This window comes from Glutamicibacter sp. NPDC087673 (assembly GCF_044743255.1).
GTDB lineage: Bacteria > Actinomycetota > Actinomycetes > Actinomycetales > Micrococcaceae > Glutamicibacter.
Genome location: NZ_JBIUWB010000002.1, coordinates 1 through 21,729 on the forward strand (window position 1 = coordinate 1; position 21,729 = coordinate 21,729).

Below are 21,729 nucleotides of genomic sequence, written 5' to 3' on the forward strand. Positions count from 1 at the left end.
CCCCGGCACTGGCGACCCGCGGCTTCTCTGAAGAGGCATTCGCCGAGGTTGCGGAGATTATTGCTCAGGCGTTGATTGCTGGTGCTGAGGGTAATACGGCGGTGTTGCCGGAGCTGAAGGATCGTGTTCTGAAGCTTGCCGCGGCCCACCCGCTGTACCCGGAACTGGCTAAGGTTTCCGAGTAGCATCATCTGATTAGGATGTGGGCCCGGAAGGTGGAAATACTCGCTTTTCGGGCCCGCGGTCTTTCAACATCCAGAGGTCCAGGCGCTGCACGGTACGTGCGGTGGCCGCAAGCCTCTGGAACCACACTCCACAGATCCGGGGCAGAAGCTCTCGGATTACCCAAGTTCTAAGGATGTGACCCGCTATGGCGGTTAGCGTATTCGATCTTTTCTCGGTTGGCATCGGACCGTCTTCCAGCCATACCGTGGGACCAATGCGTGCAGCACACGCATTCATTGCCCAAGTAATCCGAGAAGGCCAACTGGACGCACTGGAAAATATCCGTGTTGATGTCTACGGATCCCTGGCCGCTACCGGACGCGGCCACGGCACCTTCACTGCCATCATGCTGGGGCTTGAAGGCTTCGAACCTGAAACCGTGCTGCCATCACAGGTCGATGACCGCCTGGCGGACATGGAAGCCACTGGAATCCTCCACCTGGCCGAACAGCTTGATCAGCGCAAGGACCTGAACTACAAGGTCGAAGACATGATCCAGCATCCGCTCACCGTACTGCCACGCCACACCAACGGCGTGAAGTTCATTGCCCTCGACGCTGACGGCAACGAAATCGCCAACGAGACCTTCTTCTCCGTAGGCGGCGGCTTCATCGTGCGCGAAGGCGCCGAAGACCGCATCGAGAAGAACCTCGAAGAGAAGCTGAACAAGCAGCCCTATCCCTTCACCACGGCAGCCAAGCTGCTGGAACATGTGAAGGAAACCGGCCTGTCCATTGCCGACATCATGATGGCCAACGAAATGGCTTACCGGTCCCGCGACGAGATCCGCAACGGCCTGGTCCACATCTACGAAGTGATGGAAGACTGCAAGGATTCCGCGCTGGAACGCACCGGCGTGCTGCCCGGCGGCTTGAAAGTTCGCCGCCGTGCGCCGGAATGGCATGAACGCCTGCGCAAGGAAGACAAGGACCGGGATCCGGTCTACTGGCAGGAATGGATCAACCTCGTTGCGCTGGCCGTCAATGAGGAGAACGCCTCCGGCGGACGCGTGGTCACCGCTCCGACCAACGGCGCAGCGGGCATCATCCCAGCCGTGCTGTTCTACGCCACCCACTACGCACCGGGCGCAAAGTACTGGAATGAGGAGGAAAAGCACGACGCTGTCGTACGCTTCCTGCTCACCGCTGGTGCCGTCGGCGTGCTGTACAAGGAGCAGGCATCGATCTCCGGCGCCGAAGTCGGCTGCCAGGGCGAAGTCGGTTCGGCATCATCGATGGCTGCTGGCGGCCTGGCCGAAATTCTTGGCGGCACCCCAGCGCAGGTAGAGAACGCAGCGGAAATCGCCATGGAACACAACCTTGGCCTGACCTGCGACCCGATCGGCGGACTGGTCCAGATCCCTTGCATCGAACGCAACGCCATCGCTGCTTCCAAGGCAGTGAACGCGGCGAAGATGGCGCTGATGGGCGACGGCGAACACCACGTCACCTTGGATGAAGTCATTATCACCATGCGCGAAACCGGCAAGGACATGAGCGACAAGTACAAGGAAACTGCGATGGGCGGCCTGGCCGTCAACGTGGTGGAATGCTGATTTCCCAGTAACGCATGACCCAGTTCGGGAGGCCTGCACTGCAGACCTCCCGAACTGTTTAAATGTGATCTTGGCCCCCAAGTCCGGCAATTCCCAGCCATAGCTGATAGAACTGGGACTAGGCCTGATGCGCGCTAGCGCAAACCAGTTTCGAGGAGGTGAGTGTCGTGGAAGACAGTTCTAGTCGATCTATGCACACGAACTCACCCGGACGCTCGTAGCCGAATCAGCCGAATCTGGCAGCATCCCGCCATGGGATCCCAACGAGTTCGTGACTCTTGTACATGTCACCGGCGCCTGGTCCTGCACGCAAATACTGACTGATTTATCTCCCTGTATTCATGGGGTGGTCAAGCGGTGAGAAGTTGCTGGCAGGCTTGTATTCACGCGCCAAATGAACCATTTGGACCAAAATCATGTTTTCTCCAGAAAAGGTAGACTTCTCTACTATTTCGCGAGCCTTGCGCTCCCATCTCAATCACGCAGAATTCCAGCTCGCGGCAGGGCTGCTGGGCGGTCTGCACATCGCCCAGACCATTGAGCACCTCGAAGCACTGGATGCCACGGAGGCTGCCCTGGCCTACCGGCTGCTGGACAAGCAGACCGCGGTACTGGTCTTCCAGGAACTCGACGCCCCGGTGCAAGCCGACCTGGTGCGGGCGCTGCAGTCGCAGATCGTCATCGATGCCTTCGCCCAACTCCCCGCCGCGGGACGGGTAGCGCTGCTCGATGAACTGCCAGCGATGGTGGCCACGAAACTGCTGGCAGGGCTGCCGACGGCCACGCGCCAGGAAACCGGAATCCTGCTGGGCTATCCGGAATCAAGCGCCGGCAGGGCGATGTCCCCGGATTTCATCTCGACCCACCCGCAGCTGTCTGTGGCCGAAACCCTGGAACGCATCAGCGCACGCCTCGGGAACTGCGAGAACGCGCAGCACATCCTGGTGATCGATGATGAACGCCGGCTGCTTGGCACCATCAAGCTCAGCGAGCTGCTCACCGAGCCGGCCGGGACAACGATCGGAGAACTGTGCACCCAGAGCCCGGTCGTCCAGGCCTGCGAGCCGGAGACGAGCGCGGCACGGGTGGTGGTGGATCGGAAGGCAGGGATGCTCCCGGTGCTTGATCGGGAAGATCGCCTGCTGGGAGTGCTGACCTTGCCCATGGCGATCGCGATCCTAGAGGATGCCGAAGAGCGCCGCTCCGCGTACGGCTCCGGAACGGATCCGCTCTTCCGCCCCTACCTGGGGACGCCATTGCGCCACCTGGTGAAGGCGCGCGTCATCTGGCTGCTGGTCCTGGCTATCGGCGCCACCTTGACGGTCAAGGTGCTGTCCAGTTTCGAGCAGACACTGGAGTCGATGGTGGTGCTCAGCTTGTTCATCCCCTTGATCGTGGGCATTGGCGGGAACACCGGCAACCAGGCGGCGACCACTGTCACCCGTGCGCTGGCCATGGGGGATGTGCGGGGAAGCGACTTCTGGCGGGTGCTGATGCGCGAGGTGCGAATCGGAGCGGTCCTGGGACTGTGCCTGGGCGCCATAGCGCTGGTGGTGGCCGGGAGCATTTTCGAACTGCGCATCGGATTGGTGATAGGCATCAGTCTGGTGGCACTGTGCAGCATTGCTGCCGCTGTCGGCGGGGTGATGCCGATCATCGGTAAATTCTTCAAGGTTGATCCTGCGGTATTTTCCAACCCCTTCATTTCAACCTTCGTGGATGCCGCCGGGCTGATCGTCTACCTGTCGGTGGCCGTGCTGATTCTTGGATAGCCTGCAGCTGCACTGGGGTGCGCGGAATAAATTCGCGCACCCCAGTGTCGTAACAGGTATGCCTCATAGCAAGCTCTTTACTGAATTTACCGTCCCGGCCAGAAGCGGAGCAGGCCTGAAGCTTCGCAACCGCGTCGTGCTTCCGCCGATGTGCCAGTATTCCGTGGAAAAACGCGACGGCGTTCCAACGACCTGGCACTTGGCTCATCTGGGTTCCATGGCCCATGGCGGATACTCCTTGGTGATCGCCGAAGCAACTGCGGTGGCAGCTGAAGGCAGGATCTCGGATCGCGATACCGGCCTGTGGAATGACGAGCAGGCCGAAGCCTGGAAACCGATTGCCCAATACATCCGCGCCCATGGGGCAGCCGCCGGCGTGCAGCTGGCGCACGCCGGAGCCAAGGCATCGACCTATGGCTGGCTCAAGGATCTTGAAGACGCTGGAAAATCCGGCAGCATCAGCGCGGACGATGGCGGCTGGGAAACCTTCACTTCCTCGCCCAGCGAGCTCTACGGGCTGAAGCCAGCTACCGCGATGAGCGTGGAACAGATCCAGGCATCGGTGCAGGACTGGGCTGATGCGGCCAAGCGTGCCGACGCGGCCGGATTCGACCTGATCCAGATCCATGCCGCGCACGGCTACCTGGTGCACCAATTCCTGTCGCCGCTGACCAATAAGCGCACCGACGAATACGGTGGCAGCTTCGAGAACCGCACTCGATACCTGCGTGAAGTCATCGAGGCAGTGGCTGCCGTGTGGCCGGAAAACAAGGCCCTGGGCATTCGCTTCTCCGGAGAAGACTGGGTGGACGATGGATGGAGCATTGCTGACACCGTTCGGATCGCCAAGGAACTCTACGGCTACGGTGTGCGCCACTTCGACCTCTCCAGTGCAGGAATTGGCAAGTTCAACGGACCGTCTGGTCCGGGCTACCAAGTGCCGTTGGCTCAGGCAGTGAAGGAAGCGCTGCCCCAGGATGCCTTCGTTACCGCGGTCGGCGTCATCACCGAGCCGATGCAGGCAGAGCAGATCGTCGTGACCGGGCAAGCGGACGGCGTCTGCGTTGGGCGCGCTGCACTGGGCGATCCGCAGTGGGCTAACCGTTCGGCGCAGGAATTGGGTGCACCGATGGCATTCCCCGCCCAATACTGGCGCGGCCGCTGGTAAACGCAAGTTGCCATGCTGATTTCATCCAAACAACGACATAGTTTCTGGTTACCTCTTCCAGCCACTGAATAGTGATGTTAGGTTAGTGCCACGGATCTAGTCGCACCGCGGCCAAGGGTCGCGTGCGGAAGGGAGTCAGCATGGCACTACGCGCGGATTCTAATGGAATCGACGCTTCGCTCTACCGGAGAAACGGCTCGTGGAGCACAGCTCTCGTGGATGCATCGTTGGGAACCACTGCCGCCCAGGAAGCAGCAGATCGGCTTCCGGACGAGGTAGCCAAGCTGCTCAAGAGCCAGCAGGCGCAGCCCAGCGATGTCCAAGTACTGATCGGCGCACTGGAGCCAGCCCAGGGACTGCGAGCACCGGTAGCACGGTTCGTAGCTGTTCATGACGGTGAAATCGTCCTGAACGAAATCATCCCAGGCCTCAAGGTCCAAACTTCATCGGTTGATGTGGGTCCGTTCCCGAACTTCACGGCGCTGGCCCGCGCCCGTGGCGGATCGTTCTCCTACCTCGTAGCTGAAGTCAGCAAGGACGGAGGCGAGGTGCACCTCTACAATACGGCGTCACCTGAACGCCTGGGCAGCCGTGGCATCGTCGGGTTGCCCGAGGAAATCCACCATGCACGCAAGGTGCCCGGGGAATACGACCAGCCCAAGGCGCAGGCCGCCGCCGATGAGATGGCTCGTCGAAACGCTGACGAAGTTGCCGAGCTGATCAGTGAAATGTCCAACGAGAACTACGTCCGCCTGATCATTCTTTCGGGCGACATCAAGGCTCGTGAACTAGTGCTCGGGGCAGTACCCGTGGCGCTCAAGGACTATGTAGAAGTCATCGACTCGCATACGCGCACCGGGGGTGCGGACACCAAGCAAGTCGATGCCCAAATCACCAAGCTTGTAGAGGAAGTGAAAGCCAAGTCCCTGGCTGAATTGGAATCGAAGATCGCTGCGCAGTCCGGCAACGGCAAAGCGCAGCTTGCTGTCGGTCTCGATGAAGTTGTCACTGCGCTCCAATCGGCGCAAGCCGAAATGGTGCTGGTTGGACAGTACCAAAGCGAGCATACCCTTCGCGCCTTGAGCGCCGAACCATGGATTGCCCATCAGGACGGAGATGACCATGCAGAGTTGGTCGTCGGGGAATGGCCGGCGCCAGAAGTGCTCCTGCGGGCCACTGCGCTGACCGATGCCAGCATTCGCTATGTACCGGATTCGGTGATTCCTGGCGGTGCAGGAATCGCAGCCTTGCTGCGCTGGGCCAAATCCTGAACAGTTCATTAGAAGAAACGATCCGCCCAGGAAATCCTGCGCGGATCGTTTTTTGCGTTCCAGCTATCTGGTGCCTAGCGATCTGACGGGCCGGCTGCCGGGGGAGCCGGTGGGGAAACTTCTGAACCGTGATCGGAGTTCTGCTGCTGTCCAGGCTGGTAGGCCGGAGGAGCCCAGTAGGCCTGGCTAGGGTGAACCGGTGGCTGGTTCATCTGCCAAGGCTGCAGCATCGGACGGCGCTCTGCTGCTGGAATCGGGCCTGCCGTACGCGCAATGCCTTGCCTGTCTGCCAGCTTCACCAGCACGAAGGTCAATAGGGCCATGAAGCACACCGAGAAGACCAGCGAGACCGGGTTGGATTCCGTGGCGTTCAGATCAACTACGCCCATTGCACCGAGCAGGAACAAGAAGGTGTTGTTGATGATGTGCATCGCCATCGCTGCTTCAAGGCCACCGGTGCGCCAGGTCAGATAGCCTGCCGCGATAGCGAACGCCGCCACATCGAGAAGCCCCCAGACATCGTAGAGATGGCCGATGGTGAAGAAGGGAACTGGAAGCAGGATGGCGAACAGTGGATGCTTCAGCCAGCTGCCGATGACCTGCATGAACGCGCCACGGAAAACAAGCTCTTCAGCTGCGCACTGGAAGGGCGTCAAGAGGATCACCAGCAGGGCATAGAACAGCGGATCGGCCAGCAGGCTGCTCGCCGGCACGGGTTCGGACTCGCCAATGCCCAAGGCGCCCAACCCGAAACTCAGCCCGAAATACACTGCGAACAAGATGGCGCTGGCACCCAACGCCAGGCCGAACCAGCGCCAGCGCAATTTGCCGGCGACCGATATCAGCAAGCCGACAGGCTTGGGCCCGATGAGCAAGTAGGCGAGGTAGACCGCCGGGATCATGATGATCAGGGAGACCATGGTCATCGAGAAGTCCGTCGCCGTGGCCATGTTCAGGGTTGGATCCATGAGGAACTGATCGGGAGCCTCATCTGGATTCTCCGCAGCCCACGTCAGCGGGTTCATGATCAGTGCAATGAACATCGCCAGTATGGCGATGAGCAATGCCGCGCCGTAGAAGCCAATGCCGATGCCGGTGAACGCCAGCGGCCTCCACCAGCGGTAGTTCTCACTGCGTCTCATTAGGCGATGGAACGGATAGTTCATCTCACCCTCGGCGCCTTGCGGCAAGGGTGGCTGGTTCATTGGCAAGCTCATGGCTCAATTCTCCCGTTCCGCAGTGTTTGAAGGTATGAACCTTACGGAGGATTTATCGGGTCATCCTTTTGAATATCCAGGACCAGCTCTTCGCAACGCGGTCGGCATCCAAGGCAAACTCCAATGGGCTAGCTCTTACACTGGGAAAGAACGATTCGCCTTCTTTGATTTGGAGCAGCACCACGTGGGCCATCATCACCATGACGAACCGATTTTGCAGGATCCCCGGCGCCGGCGGCGTGCCTCGATCATCTTATGGGCGCTGCTTGCGCCTATCGGCGCCCTGGCCCTGGTCATGGTCATCTTGTTGTGGCCGCAAGGCAACTACGACAAGTTTGCCCTGAACGGAGCCATGGACACTACCGGTGGCGCAACGATGGAAGTGGGCACTGTCACGCGCAGCACAGTCCAGGACTGCCCGTCTTCCCAAGGGTTGGAAGAAGTTGGTGGCAAGGTTCTCGAATGCCAAGTAACCTACGTGATGCCCGAATCCGGTGGCGCGGAAATCCAATTGGAAATCCCACCGGAAATGCTGCAATCACGTGATGCGCGCGCGGGCGACAGCATTCGATACCTTGATCTCTCCGCGGTGGACACCACCAGCGGCAGCCCGTACGTATTCGTTGACTTCGTGCGCACTTTGCCCATGGCACTGCTGGCCATCGCCTATGGCGTGGTCGTGGTGCTGGTCGCCGGATGGCGCGGCACGCGGGCGATGATCGGCTTGGTCGGTGGCATCGCCTTCATGATCATCTTCATGGTTCCGGCCTTGCTTGAAGGCGGCAATCCGGTCCTGGTGGGACTCACCGGTTCTACCGCCATCATGTTTGTCGCGTTGTATTTCGCCCATGGGCTGAACGCGAAAACATCCACAGCGCTGCTGGGAACGCTCTTTGGCCTAGCGGTGACCGCGGCGATGGTGCTTTGGTTGACCGATGCGGCCGCTTTGACCGGAGCCAACGATGAATCGGCTATCACCCTATCGACGGTGGCCCCGCAAATTTCCCTGCCCGGCTTGCTGATCTGCGGCGTGCTGGTTGGCGGCATGGGTGTGCTCAATGACGTGACAATTACGCAGTCGGCAACCGTCTGGGAACTGGCAGAGAGCACGCCCAAGGCCTCGGCCAGGGAACTGTTCTTCCGCGGCATGCGCATCGGCCGGGACCATATCGCTTCGACCGTCTACACCATCGCCTTCGCCTACGCCGGTGCGGCCCTGCCGGTGCTGGCCATTGCGGCGCTGAGCAACCAGAGTTTCGGGGTCACCCTCGGCTCCGGCGCCATGGCTGAAGAGGTCATCCGAATCCTGATTGGTTCCATCGGATTGGTATTGGCGATCCCGGTAACCACCGCCATTGCAGTGATGGTGGTGAAAGCTACCGGCACCGGCGGTGCCCACGGCAAGCGGGCTTTGCAGAGTGTAAGCTCCGACTCCTAGGTGCGAACCATTCTCATATGTAATGTAGAATAGTTCTCAATAGCGATCCGATTTAGATGGAGACCACCATGAAGAACTACCGCTCGCTGCTCGCAGCTGCCGTCGCCCTGCCCGCTGCCGGACTGATCCTTGCCGGATGCGGTAGCGCCACAGGAAGCGAATCGAAGGACGCGGAATCTGCAGAGATCAGCGTAGTGGCCACGACGAACGTCTACGGACAGATCGCCCGTGCCATTGGCGGAGATAGCGTGGAGGTCAGCGAGATCATCACTTCGGCCGCACAGGATCCGCACTCCTATGAGCCAACCGCACGCGACAAGCTTGCGATCTCCAGCGCGGACCTGGTCCTTGCCAATGGCGGCGGATATGACCAATTCATGGACTCTCTCGTTTCTTCGCTACCGGAAGGCAAGTCTGGAGAGATCACGCTCATGCACGCTGTGGACTCCTCGCCGGTAGCTGCGGAATCTGAAGAGGCCGGGCATGAGGGCGAAAGTGCCGAGGAGCATGCGCAGCACGCTGATGAGGGCGGCCATGAGGGCGAAAGCGCTGAGGAGCATGCGCAGCACGCTGATGAGGGCGGCCATGAGGGCGAAAGCGCCGAGGAGCATGCGCAGCACGCTGAAGAGGGCGGCCATGAGGGCCACGACCACGCGGGCTACAACGAGCACATCTGGTACGACCTGGATTCCATGGGTGAACTTGCTGATGCACTGGCCGAGTCCTTCGCCAAGGCCGATACCGCCAACGCGGATCAGTACAAGCAGAACGCAGCAGCCTTCAACGAAGGGATCGGGAAACTCGAAGCCCAGCTCGAAACCACCAAGCTGGATGGCAAGAGCTTCATGATGACCGAGCCGGTTCCATTCCACTTGCTGGAAGCAGCCGGCATGGAGAACACCACTCCTGAAGGGCTGAGCGAAGCCATCGAAGAGGGCGAGGGCATTGCGCCGATGACCATGAAGAAGGCTGAAGACAAGCTCGTTGCTGGCGACGCTGACATGCTTGCCTACAACGTGCAGACCGAAGGCAGCGAAACCAAGGCGCTGAAGAAGAACGCTGAGCGGGGACAGGTACCTGTAGTCGACTTTGCAGAAACCATTCAGGATGATTCCAGCTACCTCGAATGGATGGAATCCAACATTTCCGACTTGGCTTCCGCAATCAACGGCTAAACCTACGTAAACTAAATGCATGGCATTGTTCTCTTCCCAGATAACGCAAGCGACAGGTAAAGCACGCTCCCTCATTGCGGAGCGGTCTGTTCGAGCGGAGATCGCTCACTCGGACCGGGGAATCGAGCAAGCCGACCATGTGCTTTTCTTCGCCGAGGGGCCCGGGCAGTTCTACCAGCTCGGAGTCTGGCTGGGTACCTTCGAGCGACTGGCTGCCCAGGGTCTCAACGTCGGCGTGGTGCTCATGGACGCATTAAGCGCACGACACGCGCTGGCAGAGTCGAACCTGCCGATATTGTTCTCGCGTTCCATGGAGCAGATCGAGAATAAGCTGAGCGAGTGGAATACCAAATCCATCAATTACGTGAACAACGCCCAGCGGAACTTCACGATGCTGCGCTTCAACGGACCGGCGCATATTCACTTGAACCACGGTGAGAGCGAAAAGGCCTCCATGGTCTCCAACCAGCTCAAGGCCTACGATTTCGCCTGCGTGGCTGGTGCTGCCGCGGTAGAGCGCATCACCGAGAACATCTCCCGTTTCGACCCATCGCATCTGGTGCAGATCGGACGCCCGCAGCTCGATGAACTGGAATTGCCCGGCCCTTCGGAGAAGATCCGGGTTCTCTACGCACCGACTTGGGAGGGCGACTCGCAAGCCATGGCGTACTCCTCGGTGGCTACTTTGGGCGAGAGAATTCTGGCCCAGCTGAGCAACGATGAGCGTTTCGAAGTGCGTTTCCGTCCTCATCCGAAGACCGGTGATGTGTCCGCAGAGGCAAAAAGGGCCGTGGTAAGCCTGAAAAGCAACTACGCTGCCACCGTGGATGCGCTCAGCGACGCGGCACAGTCCTTGGTGTGGGCGGATGTGGCCATCTGCGACACCTCGGCGATGGCCTATGACGCGGTAGCGCTCAACATCCCGCTGTTGCTGGCGGGAGACCCCCAAAGCAAGCTCCATTCAGGGTTGCCATTGGACCAGCGGCTGGGCAACGCCAACGGACTGGCGCAGCGGGTTGCGGATCTTGCCGCTTCCTCGGTTGCCGGGGCGCAAAAACAGCTGGCACAGTACTTCTTTGCCACCACAGAACCCGGGGTGGCTACGAAGAAGCTGAGCCAGCTGCTTTCGAGCCTCTAGCCTTCTGGGCCTAGCGCTGCTTGAAGACCGTATCCTGCCATTCGCGATGGGTCGCGGAATCATGGGAGATCATCACATGCTTGACATTGGTGTACTCGTCGAAGGAATACTGGCTCATGTCCTTGCCCATCCCCGAAGCCTTGTAGCCTCCATGCGGCATATCGGAAACGATCAGGATATGCTCGTTGATCCACACGCAACCGGCCTGGATTTCGGCGCTGGCACGCATCGCGCGGTCAACGTTCTTGGTCCATGCGCTCGCCGCCAGGCCATACGGGGTGTCGTTGGCCAATTCGATGGCCTCGTCATCGGTATCGAACGCCAACGCCACCAGGACCGGGCCGAAGACTTCCTGCTGCACGATCTCTGAATCCTGGGCAGCTCCCACCACCAGGGTAGGGCGGTAGAACCAGCCATCGCCCGGAAGCTGCTTGCCTCCGGCCAGCACCGTTGCTCCGGCATCCTTGGCGCGCTCAACCATCGAGGAAACCTTCTGCAGGTGGGCTTCGCTGATCATCGAACCCATGTCGGTATCGGGATCGGTCGGATCTCCCACCACCATGGCCTCCATCAGTTCGGCCACCTTGCTGGTGAACTTCTCGAAGACCGAGGAATGCACGTACGCGCGGGTGGCGGCGGTGCAATCCTGTCCGGAATTGATCGTCGCGCCGGCCACCGCACCATGTGCGGCAGCTTCGATATCGGCATCATCGAAGACCACCATCGGCGCCTTGCCGCCGAGTTCAAGATGAACCCGGGTACCGGTCTCGGCCGCCATGGACATGATCTTCAGGCCCACGGCGGTAGAGCCGGTGAACGAAGTCATCTTCACCAGCTTGTGGCGCACCAGGGGCGAGCCAACGCTGGGCCCGTCGCCAACGACAATATTGATCACGCCGTCCGGCACCCCGGCATCCTTGGCGGCCTGGGCAAAGAGCACCGAGGTGCCCGGGGTCAGCTCGCTGGGCTTGAGCACAATCGTATTGCCGGCGGCAATCGCTGGCAGGACCTTCCACACAGCCATCTGCAGCGGGTAGTTCCACGGGCTGATCGAACCGATCACGCCGATAGCTTCACGGCGAACCATCGAGGTGGTGTTGCCCGCGTAGTCCCCGGCGGCCAATCCCTGCAAATTGCGTGCAGCGCCAGCAAAGAAATTCACGTTGTCGATGGAACCGGGCACATCGAATTGGGTCGACATGCGGATGCTCTTGCCGGTCTGAGCGGTTTCCAGGGCGGCGATTTCATCGGCATGCTTTTCCAGTTCGCGAGCGAATGCCAGCAGGTGGTCGGCCCGTTCGCCCGGGGTCAGCCGGGACCAGGTCTTGAAGGCGCCGGTGGCCGCCTGCACCGCCTGGTCAACCTGCTCGCCGGTCGCGGTATCCACGTCCAGCAGCTTCTTTCCGGTGGCTGGATTCGCACGCTCCAGCACCGGGCCGTGCCCGCGGACCTGCTGGCCATTGATGAACTGGTGTCCAAGGGAACTATCGTAGTAGGCCATGTGAATTCTCCTAGGGGGATTCAGAGGGTGAAATAGATCTTGCGCAGGGTTTCGGTGACGATCCAACGGGTTCTCATGCCCGCATGGAGCCGGACAACGCTGCCTGGAACCAGCACCAGTTCTTGGGCACCGAAACCTTCGGTTTCCAGAATCTGCACCGTCGCGCACCCGGCAAGCACCACGAAGTACTCGTCCGCTTCAATATCCTGCATGGCGCCGCGGGACATCTCCCAGACGCCGATTTCTGCATCCCCGAGGGTGCCCAGCTCGCGGTAGCCTGCGGTTGCGGATGCCTGACCGGCGACCACCTGCTCGTCGCCGATGGCAACATGCTTGACCTCAAGGGCATCGGCTTGGACGATGCCGGCTTGAAGTATTCTTCCAGGCATCAGGAATCGAACCCCATTCCGATCTTATCCATCAGCTTCAAGAAGGCCGAGCGCTCGCCTCGATTGCGATCGGCCTTGACCAGCTGGCTTGTCATCAGGTTCACGCCCACCCATGCGGCAGGTTCCGGCGGGAATGGGATCGGCTTGGTACGCACCAGTTCCAATTCGGTCAGCTCGGTCTTCTGGCCCGAGAGCAGATCCAGCATGACCCTTGCACCGAAACGGGTAGCGCCGACACCGAGGCCGGTGAAGCCTGCACAGTAGGCGACCTTGCCGCCGTAGGCCAGATCGAAGAAGGAGAAGAAGCGGGAGCAGGTATCAATGGCGCCACCCCACGCATGAGAGAACTTCACCTGTGAGAGGTCCGGGAAGCTGCCGAAGAAATGCGCGGCGAGCTTCTCGAAGGTCTGCTGGTTGGTGTCGTAGCTGGAGCGGACCTTGCCCCCGAAGTGGTAGACCGCGTCGTAGCCGCCGTAGAGAATGCGGAAGTTCCCTTCGGCGTCGATGGTTGGGCGGGCATAGTGGAACCGGTTGTTCAGGTCGGCCAAGCCCACCATGTTCTCCCAGCCGATGGCCGCGCGCTGCTGCGCAGTGAGCGGCTCAGTCATCAGCGCGTAGTCGTATACCGGCACAATTCGGGAGCGGTGGCGCTTGAGCAGAGACGGGAAAACATTGGTTGCCAGGGCCACATGCTTGGCGGTGATCTGCCCGTCGGCGGTCAGCACCTGGACCTGCGTGCCGGCATTGTTCATCTCCACGGCGTGGGTATGCTCGTAGAACTCGACGCCTAGCTCGCTGCAGACGCGGGCAAGTTCCCAGACCAGCTTGGCGGGGTGGACCAGCGCGGTTGAGTCATGGTCACGGGCGCCGGCCAAGAAGTCTGGCGAATTGACCAGTTGCCTTACCGCGCCGGCATCGAGGTAGTCGACACCCGGTGCCTCAGCTTCCTCGGCCACCCACGCAATCTGATGCTGTTCGGTGGCCACGCTGAGCGCGCCCTCGCGGACGAAGTCCACGTCCATTGCATAGCGGCGCACCGTCGCTTCGAACTCGTCGAGGTTCTTCCTGCCGAGCTCCGCAAGCAGCGCATTTTCCTTGGGCAGATGGTTTTCTCCGTTGGCCTCGCCATGGACCAGGGAGGCTTCGCAGAAGCCGCCATTGCGCCCGGAAGCAGCCCAGCCCAAGCGCTGGCCCTCGATCAGTACGACCCTTCGGCCGGGGTTCTGCTCCTTGGCTTGGAGCGCGGTCCACAATCCGGTGTAGCCGCCGCCGATAATCAGCAAGTCGGTGGTGAGCGAGCCATGCAGCGCCGGGTGGGGTGCGGGGCGGTGCTCATGATCCAGCCAGTAGCTGGTGCGCTTGGCGCCGGCCAATGCTCGGGAGATCAGGGTGGGCGAGACTTCGGCTTCATGCCTGTCAAAAGTCAGGTCATTGGTGCTGTTCATTGGTTCTTTCCTCGAAGGTAGCGGGTTCGGCAGGCGCTATCGAGGCAGGGGAACGACCAGTGGTCCGTGCGGCTTTGCCGTCTGCTGGGCACCGGGGATGCCAGTTGAGTGCCAATCGGCGGCCAAGGCTATCCCTCTTCTCGGAAAGATGAATACAAATTGAATGTGATTCATTACTCATCTAAGCCTGCGCCGCTCGGGGTTGTCAAGGTCCCGAAGCCAAGCCGAAACCCGGCCTTCGAAACAGCAAAGCACTGCTTCGAAGACCGGGCCTGGTCATGCGGGAACCGCGACCGGTTTGCCGCTAGTGAATTGATGCGCCCGTCCCGGGAAATGGCGGCTGAGCCAAGCCGCGCCGAACATCAGGAGGAATTCGGCGGCCGCAACTCCCAGCATCACCGGTGCATGCTGGGCGCCGTGCGCAGCGTGGGACGCGTGATGGCCGCCAAACCACGGCATTCCGATCACCATCGCCACATGGGAGGTGCCCATGAGCGCGCTCATCACCAGCAGGCGCAGGGGAGAACCGCCGCGCAGCACGCACCAGGAGCATTTGATGCACCACAAGGTCATGGCAAGCAATGCCAGGTTCCACCACAAGGAGTGCGGCATCAGTGCCAGAACCAGCAGGTGGGTTGCGGCCAGGCCCAGCGAAGCGGCTCCCAGGGCAATGTGTCCGGCCGGCACCCTGGCCGCGTGGCTAGTCGCCGCTGCCACAGCAACCGTCTGATTCCTTGGTGGCGCAGCAGCCGTGCTGGACCGGGGCTGGAACATCAAGGACAGGGGAGCGGTCGAAGAAGCCCTCGGGACGGATGGTGAAGCCAACGGTGTCCACAGGCATCATCGGCCAGTCCTCAGTCCGCGGGAAGTGGGTCAACGCGAAGGTGTGCCACAGGCTGATCTGCTCGCCGTCGATGTTCTTGTCGTCCTCGATCCACGAGCCAATGCCGTCAACGCCCGGGTTCTGGTTCACGAAGTCACCGGTTGGATAGCGGTGGCCGTCCTCGCGCTTGGTCACCCACAGGGCCTTGGAGGCGAATTCTGCGCGACGATGGATGGAGGATCCTTCGGCGGCCAGCAGGGTCGGCAGTCCCTGGGACATCAGCTTGTAGCCCACCGGCTTGCCGAGGTAGTTCTTCGAATCCGGGTTGGTCACCACCCAAGTGCGGCCGGCGGTCGGATTGCTATCGCGTACCGCCTGCTTCTCGGTAGCCAGCACCGTGTGGCTGCGGGTGAAGGCGTTGCCCCGGGGGTTCTCCTTGCTGATGGGCAGGCGCACGGCTTCTTCTTCGATGACGCGGCTGGGTCCGCCGTCCAGGGCGAAGTCCAGCCGGGCGCCGAAGATGTGCTGGTGGAAGGGCGCGCCCAGGCCAGGCGCCATTTCCGAGGAGTAGCGCTCGTCGAGCATGGCCGAGGTGAACACGATGCCGGTGGCCTTGGCCTCGAATTCGATGGTGCCGTCCAGGTACAGGTACCAGTAGAAGCCGTAGTCGTAGTTGCCCACGGTAGTGAAGAAGCTGATCACCAGGCGGCGGTTGCGGCGCGTGTACTTCACGCCTGACCAGTCATCGGCGTGCTTGGAGAGGATCGAGGCGTCTTCCTCGTGCATGCAGATGCCGTTGGTGATCTTCTGCGCATTGCCATCTGCGTCGGTGACCACAGGGGAGATGTAGTGGATTTCGCCCAGGCAGTCGCAGCCCAGCTCCAGCGAGTTGGCCAGGCGCCCGATCAGGTACTCGCCGGTGTCGAAGTAGTTCTGCCAGCTGCGCACCGGGGAAGGGTCCCCGTAGGGGACTACCATTTCCGCGATGGACGCACGATCCAGGATGCGGCGTTCGGTGCCCCGATCGTTGAAGGCGATGTTGTAGAGCACCAGCCCTTCGCGCATGTCGAAACCGATATCCAGCGACCATTTCTCCCACTCGACGTGGTTGCCTGCGCTGACCGTGAAGCTGGCGCCCTCAGGCTGGGTGATCTCGATGGGCTTCTGGGTGGTGCGCACCGGGCCAGTGAGTTCCGGATCCGTGTAGTTGCCGTGGGTTTCGGGCACAGGGATGACTTCCAGGTCCAGCAGCTGGTCGATCTTTCCGGCGATGGTGTCAATGTAAACCACCAGTCCATCAACGGGATGGGCCCAGGCGGAGTCTTCGGCGAAATCCTGGCGGAAGGCCAGGCCGCGCAGGATGCGGCGCCCGGCTTCTTGCGGGTACTCGTCCTCGTAGACACCTGCGGAGAGCGGGGCAACGCGCACCTGTTCTGGCGTCAGATTGCGCTTGGCCAGAGCGGCCGCCCACTGCGGATCGGCAACCAGGATGGCCTCCACCATTTCGAATTCCTCCAGCAGCACGGGCATCTGCCCCACCTTGGCCGGATCCAGGTCGATTCGGGAGTGCACGGCCTGCGCGCCCAAGTCCAGGACGACGTCCTTGGGTGAGTTGGCCAGCTTGTCCATGAGCATGACGCGGACAAAACGTCCGGGGCGGTCAGCGCGTGGATCTTCCAGGCCCATGTAGGCGATGCGGGTGTTCTCGGTGAAAAGCTGGTGGCTGACCAGCAATTCCTTGGCGGTGGCAATCTCTGCTTCGCTGAGCAGGGTGAAATCCGTGGTGGTGGTGATTGGCATGGGATTGACTCCTTCGGCACTGAAGTGTGATCTGCGGCATTTATTATTCTCTAGTTGTAGAGAATACGGACGGGGCCAATGTGACGCAAGCCCTTGCCTGAAATAAATTGTTTTTCGCTAATCTTGAACCATGCCGAAAATCGTGGACCATGATCAGCGTCGCCGGGAGATTGTCGAAGTCACTTGGCGATTCATTGCCCGCGAAGGCATCGAGAAGCTGAATCTGCGTGACTTGGCGGCCGCGGCCGGCTATTCAAATGGCGCCTTCAAGCCCTACTTCCCGACGCGCGATTCGCTGCTGGTTGCCACGTTCCGCTACGTGGCCGAGGCTACCGACCGGCGCATCGCCCGCATGTGCCAGGGGCAAGCCGGGCTGGGCGCGCTGGAGGCATTCTCGCGCGAAGTGCTCCCGCTTGATGAGCTGCGGCGCAATGAAGCCCGCATTGCTGTGCACTTCTGGCATCTGGCCCTCGGGGACCGTGCGCTGGCTGCGGTCAATGCGCAAACTATGGACCGGTGGCGCGAGCTCATCGACCAATGGCTTGGACAGCTGCTGGGTCCGGAGCATCCCGCGGCGCGTGTTGCCCGCGACTCGATGATCAATTTCCTGATGGGCGCTCAGGCCAGCAGCGTGCTCGATGAAGCTGTCAACACCGCCGAGTCGCTCGAAGCGCAGCTGCAATACCGTCTGGATGCCTTGCGTCGCCTCCACCCCCAGGCCTAAGCGGATATTCTCCGCGCGAAGAAAATAGTGACTTTTCGCCTCGCTCGGCGTACTCTCATTCGTGATGCCCGACACAGTTGATGGGCTTCAATGGGGAGGCAAGCATGTACCAACTTCAGCACGTCGATTCGTTCACCGCGTGGTCGCGGCTCATTTCCGACGCCTTCGTCAGGCTGCAAAGCGAGCAGATTTCCAGCGGCCATTTCACCGCCACACTGGGTGCCAATATGCTCGGCGATATCGGTTTGATGCGCATACATGCCAAACCCCACGCAGTGCAACGAACCGAGAACCTCACCTCCAGTGGCGACGGGGATTTCTACAAGGTTTCCTACCAGCTCGATGGCTACGGGCTGCTGATCCAAGACGGTCGCGAGACCCTGCTGGCCCCAGGGGACCTGGCGATCTATGACACGCAGCGCCCCTACACCCTGGCCTTTGAAAAGCCGGCGTCGGTGCTCGTCGCATTGGTTCCCCATGGTCTGTTCCGCCTGTCCCAGCAACAGGTCGGCCAGCTCACCGCCGTCGCCCTGAGGCAAACCCACCCGCTATCGGGAACCGTCGCCCCGCTGCTGCGCCATCTTGGCGCCAATCTGTCCCAATGGGATGAATTCGGCGGCTACCAGCTGGCGCGCAATACCGTGGACCTGCTGGCAACTGCCCTGGGCGGGGCGCTTGGCGCCGAGTGCCATGGCGATGCCAAGGAGCGGCAGCGCGAATTGGCCACCAGCTACATCGGCGCACACCTGGATGATCCCGACCTGGGACCTGCACGCATCGCTGCCGCCCACTTCATGTCCGTGCGCAGCCTGCACGCGCTTTTCGAGAACCAGCCGCTCAGTGTTGCCGCATTGATCCGCCATCTGCGGATGCGCGAGGCCGCGCGCCTGCTGCGCGACCCGCTGCTGGCCGAACTGCCCGTCCAAGCCATCGGGTCCCGGGTCGGGATTGCCGATGCGGCCGGATTCAGCCGCATGTTCTCCAAGGAATTCGGTTCCACCCCGGGCAAATACCGCTGCGCCGGCTGAGGCGCAGGACACTCTTGTGCACGCGGAGCCAATGGTCCTGCACTCAATGCCAAGGACAAGCCCGAGCACTTGGGCGATGCTGATATCCAAGCACTCGGCAAATGGGGGATCGAATGGGACTCGAACAACGCACACTGACGGTGCCGGCTCTGGTCGTGATGATCATTGCCGCCAGCGCACCGCTAACCGCCGTGGCTGGCGGCGTGACTACCAACTACGCGGTGACCGGCATGGAATCCGTGCCGTTGTCCTTCCTCATGGTCGGTGCCATCCTGCTGGTTTTCAGCATCGGCTACACCGCGATGAGCCGCTACATCCCGAACGCCGGCGCCTTCTACGCCTACATTGCCCAGGGGCTGGGACGGGCATTGGGCGTGGGAGCGGCAATGGTCGCCCTGGTCAGCTACAACCTCATGCAGATCGGCATCTACGGCATGTTCGGATTCGCCGCGGCATCCTTTGCCAATGCCTCCTTCGGCACCGCCATCCCATGGTGGGCCATGGCCCTGGCCGCGTGGGCAGTTGTCGGCTTCCTGGGCATGAACCGGGTCGACTTCTCCGTCAAGATCCTGGGCATCGTCGTGGCCGCAGAATTCCTCGTGGTCATCATCTACAACATCATGGCCTTCGTGCTGGCTCCCGAAGCGCCGCAGCCGGCCGCATCCTTCAACATGGCTGACGCCATCGCACCGGGCATGGGCGCCGTCATGGCCTTCACCATCGCCGCTTTCATGGGCTTCGAATCCGGAACCATCTACAACGAAGAGGTCAAGGATCCAGCACGCACCGCCCGGCGTGCCACGATGATCGCGGTCGTGATCATCGCCTGCTTCTACGCGTTTTCGGCCTTCGCCGTAGCTGTCGGCGAAGGCGCCTCGAACGTCATCGGCGCTTCGGCACAATTCGGCCCCGACCTGATTTTCGCGTTCTTCGGCGCCAACGCGCCAGCCTGGTTCGTCGATCTGGCCAACATCCTGTTCATCACCAGCCTGTTCGCCGCGCTGCTGGCCTTCCACAACGTCATTGCCCGCTACTTCTACTCCATGGGCCGCGGCGGGGCGCTGCCGAAGTTCCTTGCCGCAACTTCGCGCACCACCCACGCCCCCGTTGCAGGCTCGCTGGCGCAGTCCACCCTCGGACTGGCGGTTATCGCCGTCTTCGCGGTGATCTCGCATGGCAAGGATCCGATGTATGTCGTGTTCACGATGTTCACCTGGATGACCAACTCGGCGGCCTACGGGCTGGTGCTGCTCATGGCACTGACCTCTTTTGCCGTCATCGGATACTTCAAGGCGAACCGCAGCGGAGAATCCCTGATAACCCGGGTGATCGCTCCGCTGGTCTCGGGCATCGCCCTGGTCTATGTCTTCGCCCAAATCGTCATCAACTTCGAAATCTTGCTTGGCATGGCAGAACCGGGAATGCTCGGTTATGTGCTGCAAGGCATCGTGATCCTGCCTGGCCTCATCGCATGGGTGCTGGCACTGGTCATCCGCTCGTCCAAACGGCGTGCACCGATGGCCGAAAAACTTCCCGTCACCTAACAACTCAGTACCAAGGAGCTCAAAGATGGCTTACGCAAACGCCCAAGAACTGCTGGATGCGATCCAGCCCGCAACCGGTGGCACCGAAATCCTGGACCCGGCAACCGGTGAACTGGTTGGCTGTGTTGCCGAGCAGACTGCCGCCGATCTCGACGCGGCCGTTGCCGCCGCAAAGTCCGCCCAGCCGGCCTGGGATGCCTTGGGCCACGAAGAGCGCAACCGCGTGCTCAATGCGGCCGCGGACAATATCGAAGCCAACGCGGAAGCGCTCGCCGAGCTGCTCTCCCGTGAGCAGGGCAAGCCGCTGAACGGGCCGAATGCGCGCTTCGAGGTCGGGGGAGCAGCCGCCTGGCTGCGCGCCGCCACCGCTTATGAAATCGAGCCGGAAGTGGTCGTGGATGACGGCGAAACCTATGCAGCCAAGCACTTCCGCGCACTGGGCGTAGTGGGCGCCATCGGCCCGTGGAACTGGCCCATGATGATCTCCATCTGGCAGCTGGCCCCGAGCTTGCGCATGGGCAACACCGTGGTGATGAAGCCCAGCGAATACACCCCGCTCTCGGTCCTGGCCCTGGTCCACGTGCTCAACGAAGTGCTGCCAGCAGACGTGCTGAAGATCGTGGCTGGCGGACGCGAGGTCGGCGAGAGGCTCTCGGGCCATCCGGATATCGCCAAGATCATGTTCACCGGCTCCACCCGCACCGGCAAGGCCATCATCCGCTCCTCGGCCGATACCGTGAAGCGCCTGACCATGGAATTGGGCGGCAACGACGCCGGCATCGTGCTCGAAGACGCCGATCCGCAGGCCATCGCCGAAGACCTGTTCTGGGGTGCCTTCATCAACACCGGCCAGACCTGTGCCGCGCTCAAGCGCCTGTACGTGCCCGAATCGATCTACGACGCGGTGTGCGATGCACTGGCCGGCGTCGCCGCGCAGATGCCCATGGGTGTCGGCCTCGACGAGAACAACGTGCTGGGCCCGCTGCAGAACAAGGCCCAGTACGACATCGTCGCTTCCCTGGTCAAGGATGCCGTGGATTCCGGCGCCAAGGTGCTGCTCGGTGCCAACCCCGATGAAAACGCGGCCGGCTACTTCTACCCGACCACGCTCATTGCCGACATCGACCCGGGCAACCCGCTGGTGGTCGAGGAGCAGTTCGGCCCGGCCCTGCCGATCATCAAGGTCAAGGACACGGCCGAAGCGATCAAGCACGCCAATGCCCTGGAAGTCGGGCTCGGAGCCTCGGTATGGAGCAGCAACCGCGAGAAGGCACTAGAAGTCGCGGCGCAGATCCAAGCAGGCACCGTGTGGATCAACTCGCACGGCACCATCGACCCGCGCATTCCATTTGGCGGCGCCAAGCAGTCCGGCTACGGCCTGGAATTCGGTATTGACGGCTTGAAGTCCCTGGCTCAGCCGCAGATCATCAAGGGCTGACGGAGACTGCGTTCGCCAGCATTCCCCGGCGGTGCCCGGTGCCTATCCAGGCATCGGGCACCGCCCATTTGCGTGCGA

Annotated in this window: 17 protein-coding genes and 1 pseudogene; 12 read left to right on the plus strand and 6 right to left on the minus strand. The window is 61.5% G+C overall.

Going from position 1 to position 21,729, the window contains the following annotated elements; translation table 11 throughout:
* From ACIOTL_RS04300 to ACIOTL_RS04320, 5 genes and pseudogenes are all read left to right on the plus strand, one after another.
* A pseudogene (locus ACIOTL_RS04300) lies at nt 1–185 on the plus strand (serine hydroxymethyltransferase); the annotation flags it as partial.
* Nucleotides 186–370: 185 nt separating this feature from the next.
* Nucleotides 371–1,780, plus strand: a complete 1,410-nt coding sequence (locus tag ACIOTL_RS04305) for an L-serine ammonia-lyase (RefSeq protein ID WP_105657073.1) — start codon at nt 371–373, stop codon at nt 1,778–1,780.
* Nucleotides 1,781–2,196: 416 nt separating this feature from the next.
* A complete protein-coding gene (gene mgtE, locus ACIOTL_RS04310) occupies nt 2,197–3,552 on the plus strand; it encodes a magnesium transporter (protein ID WP_400341921.1) in 1,356 nt (451 codons plus the stop codon).
* 58 nt (nt 3,553–3,610) lie between these two features.
* Nucleotides 3,611–4,720, plus strand: coding sequence for an NADH:flavin oxidoreductase/NADH oxidase (locus tag ACIOTL_RS04315; protein WP_400341923.1), 1,110 nt, complete (start codon nt 3,611–3,613; stop codon nt 4,718–4,720).
* 140 nt (nt 4,721–4,860) lie between these two features.
* Nucleotides 4,861–5,991, plus strand: coding sequence for a hypothetical protein (locus ACIOTL_RS04320; protein WP_388025209.1), 1,131 nt, complete (start codon nt 4,861–4,863; stop codon nt 5,989–5,991).
* 74 nt (nt 5,992–6,065) lie between these two features.
* On the opposite strand, the gene ACIOTL_RS04325 is transcribed toward ACIOTL_RS04320, so the two are convergent.
* Nucleotides 6,066–7,133, minus strand: coding sequence for a lysostaphin resistance A-like protein (locus ACIOTL_RS04325; RefSeq protein ID WP_400341925.1), 1,068 nt, complete (start codon nt 7,131–7,133; stop codon nt 6,066–6,068).
* A 259-nt stretch (nt 7,134–7,392) separates the two neighbouring features.
* Here ACIOTL_RS04325 and ACIOTL_RS04330 point away from each other — a divergent pair, with 259 nt between their 5' ends.
* From ACIOTL_RS04330 to ACIOTL_RS04340, 3 genes are all read left to right on the plus strand, one after another.
* Nucleotides 7,393–8,646: a YibE/F family protein gene (locus ACIOTL_RS04330; protein ID WP_332485868.1), complete on the plus strand. Its 1,254-nt coding sequence runs from the start codon at nt 7,393–7,395 to the stop codon at nt 8,644–8,646.
* 68 nt (nt 8,647–8,714) lie between these two features.
* Nucleotides 8,715–9,821 carry a metal ABC transporter solute-binding protein, Zn/Mn family gene (locus tag ACIOTL_RS04335; protein WP_400341927.1) on the plus strand — a complete coding sequence of 369 codons (1,107 nt, stop codon included), beginning with the start codon at nt 8,715–8,717 and terminating at the stop codon, nt 9,819–9,821.
* A gap of 19 nt (nt 9,822–9,840) precedes the next feature.
* Entirely contained in the window at nt 9,841–10,959 is a 1,119-nt protein-coding gene (locus ACIOTL_RS04340; RefSeq protein ID WP_359195660.1) for a CDP-glycerol glycerophosphotransferase family protein, read from the plus strand.
* Nucleotides 10,960–10,969: 10 nt separating this feature from the next.
* Here the strand turns inward: ACIOTL_RS04340 and ACIOTL_RS04345 are convergent, their stop codons facing one another.
* The 5 genes from ACIOTL_RS04345 to ACIOTL_RS04365 form a co-directional block, all read right to left on the minus strand.
* Nucleotides 10,970–12,460, minus strand: coding sequence for a gamma-aminobutyraldehyde dehydrogenase (locus ACIOTL_RS04345; RefSeq protein WP_400341929.1), 1,491 nt, complete (start codon nt 12,458–12,460; stop codon nt 10,970–10,972).
* Nucleotides 12,461–12,480: 20 nt separating this feature from the next.
* Nucleotides 12,481–12,849, minus strand: a complete 369-nt coding sequence (locus ACIOTL_RS04350) for a cupin domain-containing protein (RefSeq protein ID WP_105657064.1) — start codon at nt 12,847–12,849, stop codon at nt 12,481–12,483.
* The gene (locus ACIOTL_RS04355; RefSeq protein ID WP_105657063.1) at nt 12,849–14,294 is read right to left on the minus strand and encodes an FAD-binding oxidoreductase; all 1,446 of its coding nucleotides are present in this window, start codon (nt 14,292–14,294) and stop codon (nt 12,849–12,851) included. The genes ACIOTL_RS04350 and ACIOTL_RS04355 overlap by 1 nt, the downstream gene beginning before the upstream one ends.
* Nucleotides 14,295–14,570: 276 nt before the next feature.
* Entirely contained in the window at nt 14,571–15,011 is a 441-nt protein-coding gene (locus ACIOTL_RS04360) for a hypothetical protein (RefSeq protein ID WP_105657062.1), read from the minus strand.
* Complete coding sequence (locus ACIOTL_RS04365) at nt 14,995–16,917, minus strand: primary-amine oxidase (protein WP_105657061.1); 1,923 nt, start codon at nt 16,915–16,917, stop codon at nt 14,995–14,997. The genes ACIOTL_RS04360 and ACIOTL_RS04365 overlap by 17 nt, the downstream gene beginning before the upstream one ends.
* A 130-nt stretch (nt 16,918–17,047) precedes the next feature.
* Between ACIOTL_RS04365 and ACIOTL_RS04370 the strand changes: the two genes are divergently transcribed.
* The 4 genes from ACIOTL_RS04370 to ACIOTL_RS04385 all read left to right on the plus strand — a co-directional run bounded on the left by ACIOTL_RS04370 (nt 17,048) and on the right by ACIOTL_RS04385 (nt 21,651).
* Nucleotides 17,048–17,641 carry a TetR/AcrR family transcriptional regulator gene (locus ACIOTL_RS04370; protein ID WP_400341932.1) on the plus strand — a complete coding sequence of 198 codons (594 nt, stop codon included), beginning with the start codon at nt 17,048–17,050 and terminating at the stop codon, nt 17,639–17,641.
* Between the two features lie 104 nt (nt 17,642–17,745).
* Nucleotides 17,746–18,669 (plus strand): helix-turn-helix domain-containing protein, encoded by a 924-nt coding sequence (locus ACIOTL_RS04375; protein WP_332503671.1) that lies wholly within the window; start codon nt 17,746–17,748, stop codon nt 18,667–18,669.
* Between the two features lie 113 nt (nt 18,670–18,782).
* Nucleotides 18,783–20,213 (plus strand): APC family permease, encoded by a 1,431-nt coding sequence (locus ACIOTL_RS04380; protein WP_133833525.1) that lies wholly within the window; start codon nt 18,783–18,785, stop codon nt 20,211–20,213.
* A 25-nt stretch (nt 20,214–20,238) separates the two neighbouring features.
* Nucleotides 20,239–21,651, plus strand: coding sequence for an aldehyde dehydrogenase family protein (locus ACIOTL_RS04385; protein WP_332498503.1), 1,413 nt, complete (start codon nt 20,239–20,241; stop codon nt 21,649–21,651).
* The last annotated feature ends 78 nt before the right edge of the window (nt 21,652–21,729 follow it).

What these genes read in the sequence shown, in the direction of transcription:
- ACIOTL_RS04345 (WP_400341929.1), bottom strand. Translation starts at nt 12,460, where the DNA reads ATGGCCTACTACGATAGTTCCCTTGGACACCAGTTCATCAATGGCCAG.
- ACIOTL_RS04315 (WP_400341923.1), top strand. Translation starts at nt 3,611, where the DNA reads ATGCCTCATAGCAAGCTCTTTACTGAATTTACCGTCCCGGCCAGAAGC.
- ACIOTL_RS04375 (WP_332503671.1), top strand. Translation starts at nt 17,746, where the DNA reads ATGTACCAACTTCAGCACGTCGATTCGTTCACCGCGTGGTCGCGGCTC.
- ACIOTL_RS04380 (WP_133833525.1), top strand. Translation starts at nt 18,783, where the DNA reads ATGGGACTCGAACAACGCACACTGACGGTGCCGGCTCTGGTCGTGATG.
- mgtE (WP_400341921.1), top strand. Translation starts at nt 2,197, where the DNA reads ATGTTTTCTCCAGAAAAGGTAGACTTCTCTACTATTTCGCGAGCCTTG.
- ACIOTL_RS04385 (WP_332498503.1), top strand. Translation starts at nt 20,239, where the DNA reads ATGGCTTACGCAAACGCCCAAGAACTGCTGGATGCGATCCAGCCCGCA.
- ACIOTL_RS04370 (WP_400341932.1), top strand. Translation starts at nt 17,048, where the DNA reads ATGCCGAAAATCGTGGACCATGATCAGCGTCGCCGGGAGATTGTCGAA.
- ACIOTL_RS04340 (WP_359195660.1), top strand. Translation starts at nt 9,841, where the DNA reads ATGGCATTGTTCTCTTCCCAGATAACGCAAGCGACAGGTAAAGCACGC.
- ACIOTL_RS04355 (WP_105657063.1), bottom strand. Translation starts at nt 14,294, where the DNA reads ATGAACAGCACCAATGACCTGACTTTTGACAGGCATGAAGCCGAAGTC.
- ACIOTL_RS04305 (WP_105657073.1), top strand. Translation starts at nt 371, where the DNA reads ATGGCGGTTAGCGTATTCGATCTTTTCTCGGTTGGCATCGGACCGTCT.
- ACIOTL_RS04350 (WP_105657064.1), bottom strand. Translation starts at nt 12,849, where the DNA reads ATGCCTGGAAGAATACTTCAAGCCGGCATCGTCCAAGCCGATGCCCTT.
- ACIOTL_RS04335 (WP_400341927.1), top strand. Translation starts at nt 8,715, where the DNA reads ATGAAGAACTACCGCTCGCTGCTCGCAGCTGCCGTCGCCCTGCCCGCT.
- ACIOTL_RS04320 (WP_388025209.1), top strand. Translation starts at nt 4,861, where the DNA reads ATGGCACTACGCGCGGATTCTAATGGAATCGACGCTTCGCTCTACCGG.
- ACIOTL_RS04365 (WP_105657061.1), bottom strand. Translation starts at nt 16,917, where the DNA reads ATGCCAATCACCACCACCACGGATTTCACCCTGCTCAGCGAAGCAGAG.
- ACIOTL_RS04325 (WP_400341925.1), bottom strand. Translation starts at nt 7,133, where the DNA reads ATGAGACGCAGTGAGAACTACCGCTGGTGGAGGCCGCTGGCGTTCACC.